This window comes from Streptomyces sp. MP131-18, from assembly GCF_001984575.1.
GTDB lineage: Bacteria > Actinomycetota > Actinomycetes > Streptomycetales > Streptomycetaceae > Streptomyces > Streptomyces johnsoniae.
In genome coordinates this window covers 7294550-7313808 of record NZ_LZNS01000001.1, presented here as the reverse complement: position 1 = coordinate 7313808, position 19259 = coordinate 7294550, and the positions used below count along the sequence as shown (strand labels likewise).

Below are 19259 nucleotides of genomic sequence, written 5' to 3'. Positions count from 1 at the left end.
GCCCCCAGTCTTCCGCTCCCCCGCCCCCGGTCGGGCCGCGGGGCCCGCGCCGCCGCGGCGACGACCGGCCGGTGTCAGATGCTCGGAGGCCTGGATTCGTAGGGGGTGGACAGCACGACGGTGGTGCGGGTGGAGACGCCCGCCAGGGAACGGATGCGGGCGAGCAGGTGTTCCAGCTCCGCGGGCGTGGCGACGCGGACTTTCAGGATGTAGTTCTCGTCGCCCGCGACGCTGTGGCACGCCTCGATCTCGGGCACTCCGGCGAGGCGGTCGGCGATGTCGTCGGGCGCGCTCGGGTCGAAGGGCTTCACCGAGATGAACGCGGTGAGCGGCAGTCCGACGGCCTCGGGCGCGACGATCGCGGCGTAGCCGCGGATGATGCCGCGCTGTTCGAGGCGGCGCACCCGCTGGTGCACGGCCGAGGTGGAGAGGCCGGTGGCCTTGCCCAGGTCGGTGTAGCTCATCCGCCCGTCTTTGACGAGCAGTTCCACGATGCGCCGGTCCAGTTCCTCCACGGTCCCGTAACCTACCCGGAACGGCGGCGTTCGGGGGTCGCGCGCCGTGCGGACCGCCGCGTGGTGACGCGTTCGCGACGATTGTGTGACCAACGACACAAAATGCTGTCGGCGTCCGGTTCTGCTTCACGATTATTCGCTGATCGCGGCGGGAAGTGCTTGCTGTGGCCGACGCCACTGTGCCGTCCTAGGGGGATGTCATGCGCACCGTGAAGCCACTGAAGCGTTCCGAACACAGCGGTTTCGGGGCCGAGTTCCATGAGGATGCCGAGGTGTCCGACGAAGAGATGGAGGCGGCTGACCTGTTCCGCGTCGTCTGCCCCGACTGCACCCAGCCGATAGCGCTCGCCGCCCCCGGGACGGCGCTGCCCGAGCATGCGCTCTGCCCGACCCCGTGGAACCCGTTCGGGCTGACCGTGTGTGCCGGGTCCGGCCGCATGGTCGCCGATGAGAAGGCGGCGGTGGCGCCGGTGCCGCGGACCGGCCACGACACCGCGCTGCTGGCCTCGCTACCGGAGAGCCTCGACTGGCGCCTCCAGCCGTTCTCCCACGCGACGCCCGACGACGCGGCGCTGCGGCAGGCGGCCTGACAGCCGCCTGCCCCGCGCTCGTTCAGGACGGGCCCACCAGGTGGCGGGCGATGACGCTGCGCTGGATCTGGTTGGTGCCCTCGACGATCTGGAGCACCTTCGCCTCGCGCAGATACCGTTCCGCCGGGAAATCCGCGGTGTAGCCGTAGCCGCCCAGCAGTTGAACGGCGTCCACGGCGACGCGCATCGCGGTGTCCGTGCAGAACAGCTTGGCCATGGCCGCCTGCCGGGAGAACGGCTCGCCCGCGTCGCGCAGCCGGGCGGCACCCAGGTAGAGGGCACGCCCGGCCTCGATCTGCGTGGCCATGTCGGCCAGCATGAACCGCAGCCCCTGGAAGTCGGCGACGGGCCGCCCGAACTGCTCCCGCCCCGAGGCGAACGCGAGCGCCTCGGAGAGTGCGGCCTGCGCCACCCCGATCGCGCAGGCCGCGATGCCGAGGCGGCCGGAGTCGAGGGCGGCGAGGGCCACCGTGAAGCCCTGCCCCTCCTCGCCCAGGCGGCGGTCGTCGGGCACCACGACCCCGTCGAAGTGGACCTGCGCCGTGGGCGACCCGTTCATGCCCATCTTGCGCTCGGGCGCGGCGGCGCCGAGCCCCGCGGCGTCCCCCGGCACGAGGAACGCGGTGATGCCGCGCGGCCCTTCGCCCCCGGTGCGTGCCAGGACCGTGTAGAAATCGGCGATGCCGCCGTGCGTGATCCACGCCTTGGTGCCGGTCAGTACCCAGGTGCCGCCGTCCCGGACGGCACGCGTGCGCAAGCTGGCGGCGTCCGATCCCGAGGAGGGCTCGGAGAGGCAGTAGGCGCCGAGCAGCCCGCCGCCGAGCATGCCGGGCAGGTACGCGGCCCGCTGCTCCTTGGTCCCGTAGGCCGCCAGGGCGTGGCAGGCGAGGGTGTGGACGCTGACGCCGAGGCCGACGGTCAGCCGGGCGGCGGCCAGCTCTTCGAGGACCTGGAGATAGACCTCGTACGGCTGCTCGCCGCCCCCGTACTCGCCGGGGTAGGGCAGCGAGAGCAGCCCGGCGGCCGAGAGCCGTTCGAACGTGGCGCGGGGGAACGTACCGGTGGCCTCCTCCTGGGCCGCGGCCGGCCGGATCTCGCGTTCGGTCAGGTCGCCGACCAGGGCGAGCAGGTCGCGCGCTTCCTCGGTCGGCAGGTGGCGCCGGACACGTCCGGCGCGGTCGATGGTGGCCATCGCGTTTCCTCCCTGGGGTGACGGCAGGTCACACGTCGGGCCGCCGGGTTGCGGCGGCCGGGTGGTGGGCAGGGGTATCGGGGGCCGGCGGGCGATTGGCCCGCCGCGCGGAGGTGGTGGTGCGTGCGCGGCACGACGGGGTGGGGCCGATGCTATGGCCGCTCCGAAGCTGCCGCGCGCGAGGAACGCACGGCGCGGCGGCGCAGGTCACCGCCGGTGGTGTGCGGCAGGGGCCGGGCGCCCGCGCCCGCGAACGGGTGCCGCCGAGGCGGCGAGCGCCGTGGCCGGCTGCCGCCGGGCCGGTTTCCCGCGCCCCACGGCGCCCCGGCACGCTGCCCCCTCGTCGCGGTCACGCCTCGGCCCTACCCACCCGGACGTGCGGGTACGCGCGGCCCGGGGCGCGGCCGGGTCAGGGGATGGCCTCGATGCGCCGCATGTTCTCCTCGCCCCAGGCGCCCAGCGGCTCCAGAGCCGTGTTGAGGGAACGGCCGAAGTCGGTCAGCGAGTACTCGACCTTGGGCGGGACCTGGTGGTAGACCTCGCGGTGCACCAGGCCGCTGTTCTCCATCTCACGCAGTTGCAGGACCAGCATCCGCTCGCTGATCCCGGGCACCGCACGCCGTAACTCCCCGAAGCGCAGGGGGCCTTCGTCGAGCGAGAAGAGGATCAGCCCCTTCCACTTGCCCCCCATGACGTCGATGGCGGCGTCGAGCCCGCACGTGTACGTCCGCTTCTTCATGCGCACTCCTGTCGTTCCTGGGGCGGTGACGGGGCTCGGATGCGGCACCCGATCACCTTAACCGCGGCGACGGCGGCGGCCGGAACGCCCACCGTGGCCGCGGCCTCCCCGGGCGCCGCCGTGCCCCCGCGCGTCCGCGGGGCCACGGCGGCGCCGAAGCGGCCCGCCGGGTCAGCCGATGCCGACCGCGGCCAGCGCGGATTTCTGCTGCTCCGTCAGCTCGGTCGGGAAGTACAGGTAGCACACCCCGCCGGTGCCGCTCCTGACCTGGCCGGCCGCGTCGTACCGCTTCGTCCGCAGCCAGATATTCTCGAACTGCCGACGCGCATACACGCGGCGGACGGCCGTATTGTCGCTGCTGGCCGGGTCGTTGGCGATGACGTCGCCGTCCTCGGTGAAGCCGATGACCGTCATCAGGTGCCCTGCGGTGCCGTAGCCGGCACCGTCGAGCTCGGCCTCGTAGAACGACTGCGAAGTGATCAGCGGAATGCCCGCGGCGACCAGCCGCTCCGCGTCCGCGAGGGTCGCGATGCGGGTGACCACCGCCTGGAGACCGGAGTAGGTGGCGGCGTAGGCCGCGTTGAAGGGCCAGTTGCCGCAGCCCGCGTACTGGTAGTCGTAGGTGTACCTGGCGGCGTGGCAGACCTGCGGGTCGTCGAACTGCGGGTCGACCCAGGCCAGATCCTGCTCGGTGGGCGCCCGGCCCCAGGACTCGATGATCATTTGGGAGGAGGTGGGGCTGCACCACGCCTCGCCGCCGTTGTCGTACTCCGGGTACCGCCCGATGTGCACGTTCTGCGAGTACGGGGGAACGGTCAGCTCGACGCCCGCGGCGGGTCCCGGCTCGGTCGCCGGCACTTCGAAGCGGTCCGGTACGGCCGAGGTCATGGCGCCAAGACGCCAGACGGTCGGCGTCGCGCCGCCGCCCGGCGCCCGGTACAGGGTCAGGCGCAGCCGGTAGGAGGCGAGGAGCGGCCCGGCGGCCGGATCGTCGACGGCGAAGGTGTCGGTCCAGACGCTGCTCCTGCCGTCCGACTGGTCGTCGACGGAGGTGCGCCTGATGTCCTCGTCGCCGGACGCCCAGATTCCCAGCGTGTACCAGGGGGTGTCGGTGCCGTCGGTGTAGGTGCCGAGCATCTCGACCCGCAGCCAGGTCCCGGCGGGTGTCTCGGCGTTCCACGAGGCGATCAGCTCGTTCGCCGGGGTGGCCGCCCGCTGCCGCGGGGAGAGCCACGTCGCGTACTCCCAGCTGCGGGTGGTCCCGGTGTGCGGGTCGGCGTAGTCCGCGGTACCGGCGGGCGTGCCCACGGCCACGCCCGGCCTCGCGCCGGTGACGACGGTCACGCCGTCCGCGGTGCCGGACCGCCACTGTGCCGCGGTGGTCCAGCTCTTGTTGTCGATGGTCGAGGCGGCCGGGCGGCGGCGCCCGCCGGCGGCGGAGCCCTCCGCCGCGGCGGCGCCGGACGGGAGCGAGGCGGTCGAGCCGACCGCGGCGGCGACAGCGGCGGCGAGTACGGTGCGGCGGGGCGTCGTGGTCACGGTGATGTTCTCCCGGTTGTCTCCGGTCGTCTGAAGGACGTGTGCCGACCACTATCGCCCGTTGCCGTCCTGACGACCAGTAAGCGACAGGGAACGCGCAGAAACAATATTGGTGTCGACCTGTGGCGCCGATACCCTGGCAGAGATGATCTTCGAAACCGACGACGCCGAGGATGCCGACCGCCCCGGCGAAGGGCTCGGCGGTCTTGCGGCCCGGGTGCGCGCCCTGCGGCCCTCCTGCGGTCCCGTGCGCCTGGTGGGGATCGACGGGCACGCGGGCTCGGGGAAGAGCACCCTGGCCCGCCGCCTGTCCGCGGCCCTGGGCGACGCCCCGGTGGTACACCTCGACGACCTCGCCAGCCACGGCGCGTTCTTCGGCTGGGAGGACCGGCTGACGCGGGGCGTGCTGCGCCCGCTGGCCGCGGGCGGGCCGGCGCGGTACCCCGTGTACGACTGGGAACACCGGAGGTACGCGCGCACCGCCGCGCTGCCGCCCGCGCCGGTGGTCCTGCTTGAGGGGGTGGGCGCGGGCCGGCGCGCGGTGCGCCCGTGGCTGGCACTGCTGATCTGGCTGGCCGTGCCCGAGGCGACCGCCCACGCGCAGGGGCTGCGCCGCGACGGCCCGGGGCTGGCGGAATTCTGGCGGATGTGGGCGGCGGCCGAGCGGACGCACTTCACTGAAGATCCGTCAAAGCCCTTTGCGGATATCCTGATGGTACCGAGGGATGGCGGTTACCATGCCTGCGCGTGAGGCCCGGCGGGTGCCGGAGGCAGGCAACCGGAGCCCGTTGTGGGGGTCTTCATGAGTTCTGGCACGCAGGGCCCGCCCGATGCACGGGGCCCGCATACCGGCGCCGACCTGGCCTGGCTGCGCGGCGTCGACGCCTACACGGCGGCGGCGTACCCCGAGGCGGAGGAGGAGTTCCGCGCCGCGGTCCGGGAGGACCCGGGGATGGCGGACGCCTGGCTGGGACTGCACGCGTTGCGCACGGACGTACCTGCCGCGCTGGCCCAGATGTACCGCCACCGCGCCCGCTTCGGAGAGCAACGCGCCCGGCACGGGCGCCCGTTGAGCTCCTGGTACTGGCTGGGCTGGTGGGTGCAGCCGGTGCTGGAGAGCGCCCGCGACCTGCGGCTCGCCTACGCCTCGCACCTGCTGGACGGGCGGCGCATGTCGGAGCTGGACCGGGCGCTGGCCGAGTGCCCCGCGCCCGAGTCCGACCCCTGCGCCCGCTTCCTGCACGCCTGCCGCTGCTACCTCTCCAAGGACTGGGAGGGCCTGTACCGCTTCACCGCCACGCTGACCGGCGATCCGCTGCTCGGCGTCGAGGCCGGGCTCTTCGCCGGGATGGCGCGGGTGCGGCTGGAGATGTACGACCAGGCGGAGCCGCTGCTGACGGCCGCCCTGATGCGCTGCCGCAGCGAGCAGCCGCAACGCAAGGAGCTGCGGTACTGGCTGGCGCGGGCGCGCGAGGGCAGCGGGCGGAGTGCGGCGGCGATCCCGCTGTACCGGGCGGTGCACGGGGTGGACCCCGAGTTCATGGACACGGCGGTGCGGCTGACCGCGCTGGCGGCGGAGGACCCGGAGGCCGCGCATATGACGGCCTCGCTGCACGGGGACGAGGAGGCGTGGGCGGAGGAGGCCGCGGACGGCGGGGTGGACGCGCCGTTCGGCTTCGGCTACCAGGGGCGGCGGCTGCCGTCGCCCGCGGCGCCCGCGTCCGTGCCCGGCACCGCGGCCGGGCACGGGCTGCCGCCCGCCGCCTCGCGGGGACTGCCGCCGGAGCCCGATCCCGCGCTGCTGGCGCGGACGCTGGCGGAGCTGGACCGGATGGTCGGCCTGGGCCCCGTGAAGGAGCAGGTGCGGGCGATGTCGGCGCAGCTGCGCATGGCCAGGCTGCGCTCGGGCCAAGGGCTGCCGGTGCAGCCGCCGAAGCGGCACTTCGTGTTCTCCGGCCCCTCGGGCACGGGGAAGACGACGGTGGCGCGCATCCTCGGCCGGATCTTCCACGCGCTGGGCGTGCTGTCGCACGACCGGCTGGTGGAGGCGCAACGGGCCGACCTGGTCGGCGAGTTCCTGGGGCAGACGGCCGTCAAGGCGAATCGGCTGATCGATTCGGCGCTGGGCGGCGTGCTGTTCATCGACGAGGCGTACAGCCTGGTGCACTCCGGCTACAGCAAGGGCGACGCGTACGGGGACGAGGCGCTCCAGGTGCTGCTGAAGCGGGCGGAGGACAGCCGCGAACACCTGGTGGTGATCCTGGCCGGGTACCCGGCGGGCATGGACCGGCTGCTGGCGGCCAACCCCGGTCTCGGGTCCCGTTTTTCCGCCCGGGTGGAGTTCCCCAGCTACCAGCCGGCGGAGCTGACCGCGATCGGCGAGCTGCTCGCGGCGGAGCACGGCGACGCGTGGGACGCGGAGGCATTGGAGGAGCTGCGCAGCATCGGCGAGCACGTGGTCGCGGAGGGCTGGATCGACGAGCTGGGCAACGGCCGCTTCCTGCGGACCCTGTACGAATCGTCGTGCGCGTTCCGGGACATGCGGCTTTCGGAGTCGGCGGCGGCGCCGACCCGCCAGGAGCTGTCGACGCTGCGGCTGCCCGACCTGATGCAGGCCTACGGCGAGGTGCTGTCCGGCCGGGGCGGCCCGCGGACCGAGGAGGAGGACGGGCTGCCCCCCGTGCTCTGAGCCGCCGGCCCCCGGCGGCCGGCCGGTCAGGAGGTGGTGTGAGCGGTGCCGAACGTTTCGGCGAGGGAACGGAGGGCCCGCGCGTCGGTCAGCGCCCGCTTCCTGGAGACGCCCGGCTGGATGGCCATGACGGGCTGCACGGTGCCGTCGGCGAGGTCGAGCGTGACCCACGGGTCACCGGGACGCAGGGTGACCCGCACGATCTCCGCCCAGGCCAGGCGGCGCTTGGTGGTCAGGTTGACGACGGTCACCCCGTCCCGGTCGGCCGCCAGCCGCGGGCGGCTCAGCAGGCACAGCACGCCCCATATCAGCAGGCCCGAGGCGGCGACGGCCATACGTTCGCCCAGGGCCCAGCTCACCGCGCCGCCGGCGGGCAGCAGCGCCGCGATGAGGGTCAGCACGCCGAAGACGATGCCGCCGGTGGTCAGCAGCACGATCCGGGTGAGGACCGGGCGGAACGTGACGGGCAGGTCCGGCGGGCGGACGGCGGGCGCGCTCACAGCCGGGCGGCGTGGATGCCGGTGGTCAGGATCGCGCGGGCGCCGAGGTCGTACAGCTCGTCCATGATGCGCTGGGCATCCTCGACGGGAACCATGGAACGGACCGCGACCCAGCCCTTGTCGTGCAGCGGGGACACGGTGGGCGATTCGAGACCCGGGGTCAGCGCCACCGCCTTGTCGACCAGCTCCGCACTGATGTCGTAGTCCATCATCACGTATCTGCGGGCGACCAGGACGCCTTGGAGCCGCCGCAGGAACTGCTGCACCTTGGTCTCCTGCGAGGTGTCGCCGGGGCGGCGGATGACAACGGCCTCGGATTCGAGGATGGGGGCGCCGATGATTTCGAGCCCCGCGTTGCGCAGGGTGGTGCCGGTCTCGACGACGTCGGCGATGACCTCGGCGACCCCGAGCTGGATGGCGGTCTCGACCGCGCCGTCCAGGTGCACGACGGATGCCTCGACGCCGTGGTCCGCGAGGTGTCTGGCCACGACGCCCGCGAAGGAGGTGGCCACCGTGAGGCCGCCGAACTCCCCGACCTCGGTGACGGTGCCGGGGCGTGTGGCGTAGCGCAGGGTGGAGGCCGCGAAGCCCAGGCGCATGATCTCCTCGGCCTTGGCCCCGGAGTCGAGCAGCAGGTCGCGCCCGGTGATGCCGATGTCCAGGCGGCCCGAGCCGACGTAGACGGCGATGTCGCGGGGGCGCAGGTAGAAGAACTCCACCTGGTTGTCGGCGTCGATCAGCACCAGCTCGCGGCGGTCCTTGCGCTGCCGGTAGCCCGCCTCATGGAGCATCGCCGCCGCAGGCTCGGACAGTGAACCCTTGTTGGGAACGGCGATGCGCAGCATGGCGGAAGGCTTCCTTCTCGGCGGGTGCGGATGTGCGGATGTGCGGGCGTGAACACGGGCGGCGGCGGGGCCGGGCCGGCTCAGAGATGAGCGTATACGTCTTCGAGGGTGACGCCCCTGGCCACCATCATCACCTGGAGGTGGTAGAGCAGCTGGGAGATCTCCTCGGCGGTGCGGTCGGCGCCCTCGTGCTCGGCGGCCATCCACACCTCCGCGGCCTCCTCGACGACCTTCTTGCCGATGGCATGGACACCTTGGGCCACCAGCTCGGCGGTCCTGGAGGTGGACGGGTCGCCCGTGGCGGCCTTCTGCGTGAGCTCGGCAAAGAGCTCGTCGAATGTCTTGTTGGCCATGGTCCTCTTACCCTACGGCCTGCGTCCCGCGGCTCACCCCCGGGGTTCGGGGACGGCCCGCAGCACGGCCGCGGTGGCGACGGCGGCGGACACCGCCTCGTGGCCCTTGTCCTCGGCGGAGCCGGCCAGCCCCGCCCGGTCGCGCGCCTGCTCCTCGGTGTCGCAGGTCAGCACGCCGAAGCCGATGGGCACACCGGTGTCCACGCCGACCTGGGTCAGGCCCTGGGTGACCCCCTGGCAGACGTAGTCGAAGTGCGGGGTGCCACCGCGGATGACGACGCCGAGCGCGACGACCGCGTCATAGCCGCGCGTCGCCAGGACCCGGGCGGCGACGGGCAGTTCGAAGCTGCCCGGCACGCGCACCAGGGTGTGCTCGGGCACGCCCAACTCGTCCAGGGCGCGCAGGGCCCCTGCCACCAGGCCGTCCATCACCGTGGTGTGCCACTGGGCGGCGACCACAGCGACGCGCAGGTCGGCGGAATCGGTCACGGTCAGCTCGGGGGCGCCGTTGCCACTCACTCGTCGGTCTCCTCGATCTCGTCGGTCTCGCCGGTGCTCCACCGGCGCTTCTTCGGTGCTGCTTCGGTGCTGCTTCGGGACCGCTTCCTGGCTTCGCCGCGGCGGCCGGCGCCTCGCGGGCCGCCGGCCGCCGCGGCCGGTCACTGGTTGCCGCAGGCGTGGGCCGGGGCGGGGTCGAGCCACGGCAGGTCGTGCCCCATGCGGTCCCGCTTGGTGCGCAGGTAGCGCAGATTGTGCTCGCTCGCGGGGGCCGGCATCGGCTCGCGGCCGTTGATCCGCAGGCCGTGCCGGAGGAGCGCGGCGGTCTTCTCCGGGTTGTTGGTCATCAGCCGCAGGGAGCGCACCCCGAGGTCGGCGAGGATGCGCGCACCGGCGGCGTAGTCGCGGGCGTCGGCGGGCAGGCCGAGTTCCAGGTTGGCGTCCAGGGTGTCGCGTCCGCGCTCCTGAAGCTCGTAGGCGCGCAGCTTGGACAGCAGTCCGATGCCGCGCCCCTCGTGTCCGCGCAGGTAGAGCACCACGCCGCGCCCCTCGGTCCTGATCCGGTCCAGGGAGGCGCGCAGTTGCGGCCCGCAGTCGCATCTGCGGGAGCCGAAGACGTCGCCGGTGAGGCATTCGGAGTGGACGCGGACCAGCACGTCCTCCCCGTCGCCGAGGTCGCCGGCCACGAGGGCGATGTGCTCGACGCCGTCGGCGGTGGAACGGTAGCCGTAGGCGCGGAAGTCGCCGTGAACGGTGGGCAGCGCGATGTCGGCCTCGCGCCGCACGGCGGGGGCGGCCTCCTCGCCCGTGGTCCTGCGGTACGCGATGAGGTCCTCGATGGAGATGATCGCGAGGCCGTGCTTGCGGGCGAACGAGCGCAGCGCGGGCAGGCGCAGCATGGTGCCGTCCTCGGCGGCGATCTCCACGACCACGGCCGCGGGGCGCAGACCGGCGAGCGCGGCGAGGTCGACCCCGGCCTCGGTGTGGCCGGGACGCACCAGGACACCGCCGGTGCGGGCCCGCAGCGGGAAGACGTGCCCGGGCCTGGCGAAGTCGGACGGGGCGGCGGCGGGGTCGGCGAGGAGCCTGATGGTGGCGGCGCGGTCGGCCGCGGAGATGCCGGTGGTGACGCCGTGCGCGGCCGTCGCGTCGACGGACACGGTGAACGCGGTGGCCATCGACTCGGTGTTCTTCTCGACCATCTGCGGCAGGTCGAGCCGGTCAAGGTCGTCGGGCGCCATGGGCACGCAGATCATCCCGCGGCACTCGCTCATCATGAACGCGACGACCTCGGGGGTGATCAGCTCGGCGGCGACGATGAGGTCGCCCTCGTTCTCGCGGTCGGCGCTGTCCACGACCACGACCGGGCGCCCCTGGGCGAAGTCCTGGACGGCGCGGGCGACCGGGTCGAGGGGCGGCTGGCCGCCGAGCGCGGGGGCGGTGCGGTCCGTGACGGTCACGTGGTGGCTCCTTCCGGGACGGGCCGCGGATCGGCGGTGCGGGAGCGCCGCCACCAGTCGCGCAGGCCCCACAGGACGAGGAAGAGGTAGACGACGTAGACGAGGCCGGAGAACGGGAGTCCGCTGCTGAAGGCGAGCGGCACGCCGACGACGTCCACCAGCAGCCAGGCGAACCAGAACTCGACCAGGCCGCGGGCCTGGGCGAACATGGCGGCCAGCGTGCCGACGAAGATGTAGGCGTCCGGCCAGGGGTTCCACGACAGGTCGGGGAAGGCGGAGAACAGCCCGCCGACGACGAGGGTGCCGACCACGGTGCCGATCGCCAGCACGGCGCGCTCGGGCCAGGTGGCGAAGCGGACGACGATCTGGCCGTCGCCCGACTGCCTGCGGCCCAGCTGCCACTGCCGCCAGCCCCACAGGGCGACGGTGACGACCAGGAGTTGCTTGCCCACGCCGCCGCCGAGCTGGGCGGCGGTGTAAGCGGCGACGAGTATGAGGCCCGAGAGCAGCTGGACGGGCCAGGTGAAGATGGAGCGGCGCCAGCCCAGGGCGAGGGCCGCGAGCCCCGCCAGGTTTCCCGTCATGTCGGACCACATGACGTCCTGGCCGAACGCGGAGAAGGCCGTGGCGTTCAGCTGGTCCACGAGGCTCATCGGATGCTCACCCGGTCAGGTGTGCGCTCCTGGTGGGCGAGCAGCCGTTCCACGTACTTGGCCAGGACGTCGACCTCCAGGTTCACCATGTCGCCCGGCTGCCGGAACCCCAGCGTGGTCAGGTCGAGCGTGGTGGGGATGAGGCCGACGGAGAAACGGTCCTCCGCGGCCTCGACCACGGTGAGGCTGACCCCGTCCACGGTGATGGATCCCTTCTCCACGACGTAGCGGGACAGGGCCTCGGGCAGCGAGAAGGTGACGGACTCCCAGTGGTCGCCGGGGGTGCGGCCGAGGACCGTGGCCGTGCCGTCCACGTGGCCCTGGACGATGTGGCCGCCGAGGCGCCCGCCCACGGGGGTGGGCCGTTCGAGGTTGACGCGATCGCCCGGCCCGAGCAGGGCCAGGTTGGAGCGGTGCAGGGTCTCCGCCATGACGTCGGCCGTGAACTCGCCCTCCCCGGTCTCCACGACCGTCAGGCAGGCACCGTTGACGGCGATGGAGTCGCCGTGCCCGGCGTCCTCCGTGACGACGGCGCCCCGCAGGCGCAGGCGCGCGGAGTCGCCGGTGCGCTCGACGGTGACGATTTCGCCCAGTTCTTCGATGATTCCGGTGAACACTCACAACTCCTCGGGGAGGCAGCCGGGAACGGCAGTGATCCGCACGTCGGGGCCGATGCGGACCAGGTCGGTGATGCGAAGGCGCAACGCCTCCGCGACGGTGGTGATTCCGGCGTTCGCCAGAACGTGCGGCCCCGCGCCGAGCAGCGCGGGGGCGAGGTAGCCCACGACCTCGTCGACGGCGCCCGCGGCGGCGAACGCGCCCGCGAGGGTGGGCCCGCCCTCCAGCAGGACCGACCGCACCTCGCGCGCGTGCAGGGCCGCGAGCAGCGCGGCGACGTCGAGGCCGCGCCCGCCGGCGGCGCGGGGCAGCCGGACCACGTCGGCCCCCAGGCGCGCGGTCCGCTCGGCCGGGAGGTCGTCGGCGACGGCGATCAGGGTGGGCGCCGCGTCGTCGAGCACGCGGGCGCCCGGCCGGACGGCGGCGGCCTCGGTGTCCGCCACGACGCGCAGCGGCGGCCGGGCGGCGGGGACGCCGCGCACGGCCAGGTGCGGGTCGTCGGCGCGGGCCGTGCCGGAGCCGACGAGCACCGCGTCGGACTCGGCGCGCAGCCGGTGGACGTCGGCCCGGGCGGCCGGGGAGGTGATCCAGCGGCTGGTGCCGTCCGCGGCGGCGACGCGGCCGTCCAGCGTGGCGGCGTACTTCCAGCGGACGTGCGGGCGCCCGCGGCGTACGGAGGTGAGCCAGGCGGCGTTGACGGCGGCGGCCTCCCCGGCGAGCAGGCCGGCCGCCACCTCGACGCCCGCGGCGCGGAGGGTCCCGGCACCGCCCCCGGCGAGCGGGTTGGGGTCGGCGACGGCGTAGACGACGCGGGCGATTCCGGCGTCGACGAGGGCGCGGGCGCAGGGCCCGGTACGGCCGGTGTGGTTGCAGGGCTCCAGGGTGACCACGGCGGTGCCGCCGCGGGCCGCGGCTCCGGCGGCGGCCAGCGCGTGCACCTCGGCGTGCGGGCCGCCGGCTTGCCGGTGCCAGCCCTCGCCCGCGGTCCGGCCGTCCGGGCCGAGCACGACACAGCCGACGACCGGGTTGGGACTCGTGCTGCCGAGGCCACGCGCGGACAGCTCGATGGCGCGGCGCATCGCCGCTGCCTCGGGCGTGCCGCCTGGGCGGGCTGCGGGTGGGGCGGCCACCGGTCCTCCTGCCTGGATCAGGCACGGCTCCGGGGCTCGAAGAGACAGACGGACGCAAGGAGACGGCGGGCCTGGCAACCGGCCGCCCCCACGGGGACGAACCGGCGCGCGGGGCCTGCCGGTCCCGCTCCGCCGCGCACTGCCTCCCATCCGGACTTTAACCGTCGGCCCAGGAATTCCACCTGGTCAACCGGCCGCTGGAAGCGGCCGGGTCGCGGACTATAACCGCCGGTTCGGAATTTCACCGACCCCGGAGTGCGCTACGTCACTGGTACGGGTACCAGTGTGCCACGGCCGCCCGACGGCCACCTGTGGCTGTGGGCCGGCTCACAGCGAGAATGTCAGGTCCCCCGCCACTCGGGCCGCACGGCGCGGGAAGGGACGGATCAGCGTTCGGTGCCGAAGAGTTCGCGGCGCGCGGTGTCCAGGGCGGTGGCCAGCGCCCCGCTGAGGACGGGGCTGCCGGTGACCGTGGCGGCGCGGACCTCGGTGACGAGGGGTGAGAGGGTCCGCAGCCGCCGCTCGACGCGGCCGGCCAGCGCGGCGCCCCCGGCGCGGCCGACCTCGCCGCCGAGCACCACGCAGCCGGGGTCGAGCACCGCCACCACCCCGGCGGTGCCGACGGCGACCCGGTCGGCCAGCTCGTCGAGGAACGCGGCGCTCGGGCCCGCGTCGGCGGCGCCGGCGGCGCGGACGGCCTCCTCCGCAGCGGTGGCGTCGTCGGCGTCCGCGGCGGGCAGGCCGTGCCGTCTGGCCAGGGCACAGACGGCGGCGCTGGCGGCCAGGGTGTGGAAGCCGCCGTCGCAGTCGGTGGCCGAGGGCAGGCCCCCGGTGCCGGGTACCGGCAGGAAGCCGAGCTCCCCCGCGCCGCCCGAGGCGCCGCGGCGCAGGGCGCCGTCGAGTACGACGGCGGCGCCGGTGCCGTGGCCGAGCCACAGCAGGACGAACGTGTCGCGGTCGCGGACGGCTCCGGCGCGGTGCTCGGCGAGACCGGCGAGGTTGACCTCGTTCTCCAGGAGTACCGGGGCGGCCAGGCGGCGCCGCAGGGCGGTGAGCAGGTCGCCGTGCCAGCCGGGCAGCGAGGTGACGGGCAGCAGGGCACCGGTGGCCGGGTCGGCGAGGCCGGGGGCGCCGAGCACCGCCGTGTGCACGGCGGGCACGCCGGCGGTGCGCATGGTGTGCTCCAGAGTGCCCAGCACGCCGTTCACCGCCTCGCGCGCCTCGGCGCGCGCTCCGGCGGGCACGGGGTGGGCGGCGCGGCCGACGATCTGCCCGGCCAGATCGGCGAGTACGAGGGAGACGCCGTGGGTGCGGACGTCGAGGGCGGCGACGTGCGCGCGGTCGCCGACGAGTCCGTACAGCCGGGCGTTGGGGCCCCGGCGCTCCTCCCCCGCCTCGCCGACGACGGCGACGAGCCCGTCCCGGCCGAGGCGGCCCAGGAGGTCGGCGACGCTCGGCCGCGAGAGGCCGGTGAGGTCCCGCAGCCGTGCCGCTGTCAACGGTCCCCGCTCAACAAGGAGTTCGAGGGCGATGCGGTCGTTGATGGCCCGCGCCGTGCGGGGCGACGCGGTGCGCGCTCGGATCATGCGGGCATCCTCGCAGACTTTTTATCAGTAAGGCTTCCTGATAGTTTAGCCGCGGCCTCATTCGGCCTCGTCACGGCACCCGTCCCCCGCTCACGAAGGGCGCCCCACCACCCATGACGCAGCAGCACAATGCCACCGACGACGACCGGAGCCGCGTCCGCCGGGCCCGGCGGTCGGTCGGCATCGTCTTCGCCCTCCACGGCACCGTCAGCGGCAGCTTCGCCACCCGCATCCCCTGGCTGAAGGACCACCTGGACCTCAGCACGGCGGAACTCGGCCTCGCACTGGCCTTCCCCGCCATCGGCGCCTCCCTCGCCATGCCGCTGGCGAGCCGGCTGATGCACCGGCACGGGGCGCTCGCCGCGGTGCGCGCGCTGCTCGCGCTGTGGTGCGCGGCGCTCGTGCTCCCCGCGTTCGCGCCGGGCATCCCGGTGCTGTGCGCGGCGCTGTTCGCCTTCGGCGCCACCGCGGGCATGGCGGACGTCGCCATGAACGCGCAGGGCGTGGACGTCGAACGTCTCCACGGCCGGTCGATCATGTCCGGGCTGCACGGCTTGTGGAGCGCGGGCGCCCTCGCGGGCTCGGCCGTCGGGGTGGGCGCCGTCTCCCTCGGCCTCGACGCGCGGGCGCACCTGACCCTGGTCGGCCTCGCCCTGGTCGCGGCGGTGCCCCTGGCCTGCCGCGGTCTGCTCGACGTGCGGCCAGAACCGGCCGACGACCCGCCGCCGCGCTTCGCTCTGCCGCCGCGTTCCGCGCTGCTGATCGGCGCCGTCGGCATGTGCGCGATCCTGGCCGAGGGCGCCAGCATGGACTGGTCGGGCGTGTACCTCCAGGACATCACGGGGGCCTCGGAGGCGGTCGGCGCCGCCAGCTTCACCGCGTTCGCCTGCACGATGGCCGCGGCCAGGCTGGCGGGAGACGCCGTGGTCATGCGCTTCGGGCCGGTCCGGACGGTGCGGATCAGCGGCCTGCTCGCCGTCCTCGGCGGCGTCCTGGTGGTGACGGCCCGGGTGCCGGCGCAGGGCATCGCCGGGTTCGCGCTGCTCGGGGTGGGCATCGCGGTGGTCGTCCCGCTGGCCTTCGCGGCGGCGGGGCGCTCCAGCGCCCATCCGGGCCAGGCGATAGCGGGCGTCGCCACCGTCACCTACACGACGGGGCTCATCGCGCCCACACTCGTCGGCACGGTCGGGGAGGTCTTCTCGCTCCAGGTGTCCTTCGGCCTGGTGACGGCCGCCGCCTCGGTGCTCGTGATCGCGGCCGGCGTGCTCGGCGCGCCCCGGCGCGGCGGGCCGGTGGCACGGGACGCGACGACCGCCGCGGGCGGTGCGCCGGCGCGCGGCTCCGGCGAACCGCCGTCCTGAGCCGGGCGGCCGGGCCGGGCGGCCCGGCGGGGCGGCGGCCCCGCCGGGCACGGCGGTCAGCCGAGGTTGCGGACCGCCTGGTAGTACGTCCATGCGGTGGCGTCGCAGGCCGAGCCCGTCGCTCCCGAGTAGTCGTCGCAGACCCGCTGGAGGTCCGCGTAGAAGGCACTGTCCAGCCGCGCCTTGTTCGCGTCGAACGTGCCGAGGTCCTTGTAGTTGCGGTACCCGAAGTCATGCCGCGCGCACGACAGATCGAACGGAAAACCGAACGGGTTGTCCGGCGACCACGAGCACAGGTCGGTGCTCCAGTCGAAGTCGTACTCCGACCAGCCGCCCTGGTTGTTGCGCGCGGACAGCCAGGAGTTGTAGCTGTTCCCCCCGGTCTGGGTCCAACTGGACAGCACCTGGGGCTTGTCGGCCGGCGCGGCGACGGCCGGCACGGCCGAGGTGGCGACCGTGCCGACGGCGAGAGCGGCGGTGGACAGAGCGGTGGCGAGCCGATGACGGGTGCGCATGCGCATCCTCCGGGATTCGGACGGCCTGGTGAACGGCCGTGTGGGGACCGGAAGATGAAGTTACGACTCGGTAATGAAATACTCAACCCTATGCACATTTACGCGAGTTGACAGACCGGCCAACGAAAGGCCCGCGCCCGGCGCAATGCGCGTCACACCCCCGCCGACCTGCGGCGCCGCGCAGCCGGGCGGGGCCGGGCAGCACGGGCCCCGCAGACGGCGCATGGGCACCCGCCCCGGGCGCGGGCTGGCGGGAGCGCGCGGGGGATCTCACACCGGGCGCGCCCGCACCCAGGTGCCGTCCTCGGTCAGGACCGCATCGACGGCGAGCCCGGCCCCGGCCAGCGCGTGGGCGAAGGCGTCACCGCGGTACCGGTAGGACAGGAACGTCTGCGTCCACGCCACGTCGGGGAACTCGTACTCGACCCGTATCGAGGACGTGTCGGGCCCCACCGGGTCGGCGGCGGCGACCCGGACGAGACCGCCGTCCGCGGTCCGCGACTCCCGCGGCACCCGCTCGTGCCAGTCCGCCCCCTCCCGTTCGATGAGAACGCAGCCGCCGTCCGCGACATGGCCGCGGCAGGTGCGCAGCAGCCCCCGGCGCACCTCGGGATCGCCGCTGTGCACCAGGAACGAGCCGAGCAGCACCACGTCGAACCGTTCCCCGCCCAGGTCGAGCGACTCGGCCGGCGCGCACACCGTGCGCGCGCCGCGGACGTGCGCCAGCATCTCCGGTGACTCGTCGACGGCCGTGACGGCGAAACCGCGTGCCAGCAGCGGATGCGTCAACCGCCCCACGCCGCAGCCCAGTTCGAGAACGGAGGAGCCCGGCGGCACGGCCGAGGCCACGACGTCGGGCTCCCGGCCGACCGGGAGCCTCAGGTAGCGCTCCACGGCGCAGCCGTCCGGGGTGATGGCGCCCGGGCCCGTTCCCCGGTATCCCTCACGGGTGTGTGCAGTCATACCGAGCAGGACAGCACACCGCGGGCCGCGGCCGACAGCCCCCGCTCCGGATCACAGCCAACTGGCGTGCAGCGGCTGGCCCTCCGCGTATCCGGCGGCGCTCTGCACACCGACCACCGCCCGCTCGGTGAACTCCTCCAGCGTCGCCGCCCCCGCGTAGGTGCAGGCAGACCTGACCCCGGCCACAATCGAGTCGATCAGGTCCTCCACCCCTGGCCGCGCCGGGTCGAGAAACATCCTGGAGGTCGAGATCCCCTCCTCGAACAGGCCCTTGCGGGCCCGGTCGTAGGCCGACTCCTCGCTGGTCCTGTTCCGCACGGCCCGCGCCGAGGCCATGCCGAAACTCTCCTTGTACAGGCGGCCGTCGGCGGCCTGCTGGAGGTCGCCCGGTGACTCGAAGGTCCCGGCGAACCACGAGCCGATCATCACGTTCGACGCGCCGGCGGCCAGCGCCATGGCCACGTCCCTGGGGTGCCGCACACCCCCGTCGGCCCACACGTGCTTGCCGAACTTCCGTGCCTCGGCGGCGCATTCGAGCACCGCGGAGAACTGGGGACGGCCGACCCCGGTCATCATGCGGGTGGTGCACATGGCGCCGGGTCCGACGCCCACCTTCACGATGTCGGCCCCGGCCTCGATGAGGTCGCGGGTGCCCGCGGCGGAGACCACGTTGCCCGCGACGACGGGCACCTGCGGATCGAGGCCGCGGACCGCGCGGACGGTGGCGAGCATCGACTCCTGGTGGCCGTGGGCCGTGTCCACCACCAGGGTGTCGACCCCGGCTTCGAGCAGCGCCTTCGCGCGGCCCGCCACATCGCCGTTGACCCCGACCGCCGCCGCGATCCGCAGCTGCCCGCGGTCGTCCGTGGCGGGCGTGTACAGCGTGGCGCGCAGCGCGCCCTTGCGGCTGAGTATGCCGACGAGGCGGCCGCCCCGATCGACCGCGGGCGCAATCTTGCGGTGGGCGGAGTCCAGGGCGGTGAACGCCTCCCGCGGGTCCTGCGTCGCGTCGAGCACCAGCAGATCGCGGGACATCACCTCGCCCACCTGCGTGAACCGGTCCACTCCCGTCAGGTCCGCCTCCGTGACGATGCCGACCGGACGTTCCGCGGAGACCACCACCCCGGCGCCGTGCGCACGCTTCGGCAGCAGCGCGAGGGCGTCGGCGACGGTCTGGGTCGGGGCGAGGACGATCGGGGTGTCCAGCACCAGGTGGCGGCGCTTCACCCAGCCGATGACCTCGGTGACGACGTCGAGCGGAATGTCCTGCGGGATCACCGCGAGGGCGCCCCGGCGGGCGACCGTCTCGGCCATCCGGCGGCCCGCGACCGCGGTCATGTTGGCCACGACGAGGGGAATGGTGGTGCCCGTCCCGTCGGGAGCGGCAAGGTCCACGCCCAGACGGGAGCCGACCGCCGAACGGTTGGGGACCATGAAAACGTCGTCGTACGTCAGATCGTAGGACGGCGCGGAATCGTTGAGGAACCTCATGTCGCTCGCTCTCTCACCTGCT

At 74.0% G+C, this 19259-nt stretch carries 20 protein-coding genes and 1 riboswitch; of the genes, 4 read left to right on the top strand and 16 right to left on the bottom strand.

Features of this window, described 5'->3' with window-relative positions:
* Positions 1-74 precede the first annotated feature (74 nt).
* Positions 75-515 carry an Lrp/AsnC family transcriptional regulator gene (locus tag STBA_RS32545; protein WP_077062607.1) on the bottom strand — a complete coding sequence of 147 codons (441 nt, stop codon included), beginning with the start codon at positions 513-515 and terminating at the stop codon, positions 75-77.
* Positions 516-802: 287 nt separating this feature from the next.
* Between STBA_RS32545 and STBA_RS32540 the strand changes: the two genes are divergently transcribed.
* Positions 803-1105: a hypothetical protein gene (locus STBA_RS32540; RefSeq protein ID WP_253195307.1), complete on the top strand. Its 303-nt coding sequence runs from the start codon at positions 803-805 to the stop codon at positions 1103-1105.
* A gap of 22 nt (positions 1106-1127) precedes the next feature.
* Here STBA_RS32540 and STBA_RS32535 read toward each other — a convergent pair whose 3' ends face one another.
* From STBA_RS32535 to STBA_RS32525, 3 genes are all read right to left on the bottom strand, one after another.
* Complete coding sequence (locus STBA_RS32535; RefSeq protein ID WP_077062605.1) at positions 1128-2297, bottom strand: acyl-CoA dehydrogenase family protein; 1170 nt, start codon at positions 2295-2297, stop codon at positions 1128-1130.
* Positions 2298-2706: 409 nt separating this feature from the next.
* A complete protein-coding gene (locus STBA_RS32530) occupies positions 2707-3036 on the bottom strand; it encodes a helix-turn-helix domain-containing protein (RefSeq protein WP_077062604.1) in 330 nt (109 codons plus the stop codon).
* 171 nt (positions 3037-3207) lie between these two features.
* A complete protein-coding gene (locus STBA_RS32525; RefSeq protein ID WP_077062603.1) occupies positions 3208-4581 on the bottom strand; it encodes a peptidase C39 family protein in 1374 nt (457 codons plus the stop codon).
* A 139-nt stretch (positions 4582-4720) separates the two neighbouring features.
* Between STBA_RS32525 and STBA_RS32520 the strand changes: the two genes are divergently transcribed.
* Entirely contained in the window at positions 4721-5326 is a 606-nt protein-coding gene (locus STBA_RS32520; RefSeq protein WP_077063763.1) for a hypothetical protein, read from the top strand.
* Positions 5327-5377: 51 nt separating this feature from the next.
* A complete protein-coding gene (locus STBA_RS32515) occupies positions 5378-7264 on the top strand; it encodes an AAA family ATPase (protein WP_077063762.1) in 1887 nt (628 codons plus the stop codon).
* A gap of 26 nt (positions 7265-7290) precedes the next feature.
* Here the strand turns inward: STBA_RS32515 and STBA_RS32510 are convergent, their stop codons facing one another.
* The 9 genes from STBA_RS32510 to STBA_RS32470 form a co-directional block, all read right to left on the bottom strand.
* Positions 7291-7764 (bottom strand): PH domain-containing protein, encoded by a 474-nt coding sequence (locus tag STBA_RS32510; protein WP_077062602.1) that lies wholly within the window; start codon positions 7762-7764, stop codon positions 7291-7293.
* A complete protein-coding gene (hisG, locus tag STBA_RS32505) occupies positions 7761-8609 on the bottom strand; it encodes an ATP phosphoribosyltransferase (protein ID WP_077062601.1) in 849 nt (282 codons plus the stop codon). The genes STBA_RS32510 and hisG overlap by 4 nt, the downstream gene beginning before the upstream one ends.
* 80 nt (positions 8610-8689) lie before the next feature.
* Positions 8690-8962, bottom strand: a complete 273-nt coding sequence (locus STBA_RS32500) for a phosphoribosyl-ATP diphosphatase (protein WP_077062600.1) — start codon at positions 8960-8962, stop codon at positions 8690-8692.
* 33 nt (positions 8963-8995) lie between these two features.
* Entirely contained in the window at positions 8996-9481 is a 486-nt protein-coding gene (ribH, locus tag STBA_RS32495; RefSeq protein ID WP_077062599.1) for a 6,7-dimethyl-8-ribityllumazine synthase, read from the bottom strand.
* A gap of 140 nt (positions 9482-9621) precedes the next feature.
* A complete protein-coding gene (locus STBA_RS32490) occupies positions 9622-10920 on the bottom strand; it encodes a bifunctional 3,4-dihydroxy-2-butanone-4-phosphate synthase/GTP cyclohydrolase II (RefSeq protein WP_077062598.1) in 1299 nt (432 codons plus the stop codon).
* Positions 10917-11573: a nicotinamide mononucleotide transporter family protein gene (locus STBA_RS32485; protein ID WP_077062597.1), complete on the bottom strand. Its 657-nt coding sequence runs from the start codon at positions 11571-11573 to the stop codon at positions 10917-10919. Before STBA_RS32485 ends, STBA_RS32490 begins: the two co-directional genes overlap by 4 nt.
* Complete coding sequence (locus tag STBA_RS32480) at positions 11570-12190, bottom strand: riboflavin synthase (RefSeq protein WP_077062596.1); 621 nt, start codon at positions 12188-12190, stop codon at positions 11570-11572. Before STBA_RS32480 ends, STBA_RS32485 begins: the two co-directional genes overlap by 4 nt.
* The gene (gene ribD / locus STBA_RS32475) at positions 12191-13270 is read right to left on the bottom strand and encodes a bifunctional diaminohydroxyphosphoribosylaminopyrimidine deaminase/5-amino-6-(5-phosphoribosylamino)uracil reductase RibD (RefSeq protein ID WP_077062595.1); all 1080 of its coding nucleotides are present in this window, start codon (positions 13268-13270) and stop codon (positions 12191-12193) included. It abuts the gene before it with no gap.
* Positions 13271-13453: 183 nt separating this feature from the next.
* A riboswitch (FMN riboswitch) is annotated at positions 13454-13584 on the bottom strand.
* A 123-nt stretch (positions 13585-13707) separates the two neighbouring features.
* Positions 13708-14907 (bottom strand): ROK family transcriptional regulator, encoded by a 1200-nt coding sequence (locus STBA_RS32470; RefSeq protein ID WP_077062594.1) that lies wholly within the window; start codon positions 14905-14907, stop codon positions 13708-13710.
* Positions 14908-15020: 113 nt separating this feature from the next.
* Between STBA_RS32470 and STBA_RS32465 the strand changes: the two genes are divergently transcribed.
* Positions 15021-16268, top strand: coding sequence for an MFS transporter (locus STBA_RS32465; RefSeq protein WP_077062593.1), 1248 nt, complete (start codon positions 15021-15023; stop codon positions 16266-16268).
* 56 nt (positions 16269-16324) lie between these two features.
* Here the strand turns inward: STBA_RS32465 and STBA_RS32460 are convergent, their stop codons facing one another.
* The 3 genes from STBA_RS32460 to STBA_RS32450 form a co-directional block, all read right to left on the bottom strand.
* Positions 16325-16783, bottom strand: a complete 459-nt coding sequence (locus STBA_RS32460; protein WP_077062592.1) for a phospholipase — start codon at positions 16781-16783, stop codon at positions 16325-16327.
* Between the two features lie 270 nt (positions 16784-17053).
* On the bottom strand, positions 17054-17746 hold the full coding sequence (locus STBA_RS32455) for a class I SAM-dependent methyltransferase (RefSeq protein WP_077062591.1): 693 nt from the start codon (positions 17744-17746) through the stop codon (positions 17054-17056).
* A gap of 51 nt (positions 17747-17797) precedes the next feature.
* Positions 17798-19237: a GuaB1 family IMP dehydrogenase-related protein gene (locus tag STBA_RS32450; RefSeq protein WP_077062590.1), complete on the bottom strand. Its 1440-nt coding sequence runs from the start codon at positions 19235-19237 to the stop codon at positions 17798-17800.
* Between the last annotated feature and the right edge of the window lie 22 nt (positions 19238-19259).

Coding starts and splice junctions, on each gene's coding strand:
- STBA_RS32535 (WP_077062605.1), bottom strand. CDS start 2,297: ATGGCCACCATCGACCGCGCCGGACGTGTCCGGCGCCACCTGCCGACC.
- STBA_RS32530 (WP_077062604.1), bottom strand. CDS start 3,036: ATGAAGAAGCGGACGTACACGTGCGGGCTCGACGCCGCCATCGACGTC.
- STBA_RS32470 (WP_077062594.1), bottom strand. CDS start 14,907: ATGATCCGAGCGCGCACCGCGTCGCCCCGCACGGCGCGGGCCATCAAC.
- STBA_RS32465 (WP_077062593.1), top strand. CDS start 15,021: ATGACGCAGCAGCACAATGCCACCGACGACGACCGGAGCCGCGTCCGC.
- ribD (WP_077062595.1), bottom strand. CDS start 13,270: ATGCGCCGCGCCATCGAGCTGTCCGCGCGTGGCCTCGGCAGCACGAGT.
- STBA_RS32460 (WP_077062592.1), bottom strand. CDS start 16,783: ATGCGCACCCGTCATCGGCTCGCCACCGCTCTGTCCACCGCCGCTCTC.
- STBA_RS32520 (WP_077063763.1), top strand. CDS start 4,721: ATGATCTTCGAAACCGACGACGCCGAGGATGCCGACCGCCCCGGCGAA.
- STBA_RS32540 (WP_253195307.1), top strand. CDS start 803: ATGGAGGCGGCTGACCTGTTCCGCGTCGTCTGCCCCGACTGCACCCAG.
- STBA_RS32450 (WP_077062590.1), bottom strand. CDS start 19,237: ATGAGGTTCCTCAACGATTCCGCGCCGTCCTACGATCTGACGTACGAC.
- STBA_RS32515 (WP_077063762.1), top strand. CDS start 5,378: ATGAGTTCTGGCACGCAGGGCCCGCCCGATGCACGGGGCCCGCATACC.
- STBA_RS32455 (WP_077062591.1), bottom strand. CDS start 17,746: ATGACTGCACACACCCGTGAGGGATACCGGGGAACGGGCCCGGGCGCC.
- hisG (WP_077062601.1), bottom strand. CDS start 8,609: ATGCTGCGCATCGCCGTTCCCAACAAGGGTTCACTGTCCGAGCCTGCG.
- STBA_RS32485 (WP_077062597.1), bottom strand. CDS start 11,573: ATGAGCCTCGTGGACCAGCTGAACGCCACGGCCTTCTCCGCGTTCGGC.
- STBA_RS32500 (WP_077062600.1), bottom strand. CDS start 8,962: ATGGCCAACAAGACATTCGACGAGCTCTTTGCCGAGCTCACGCAGAAG.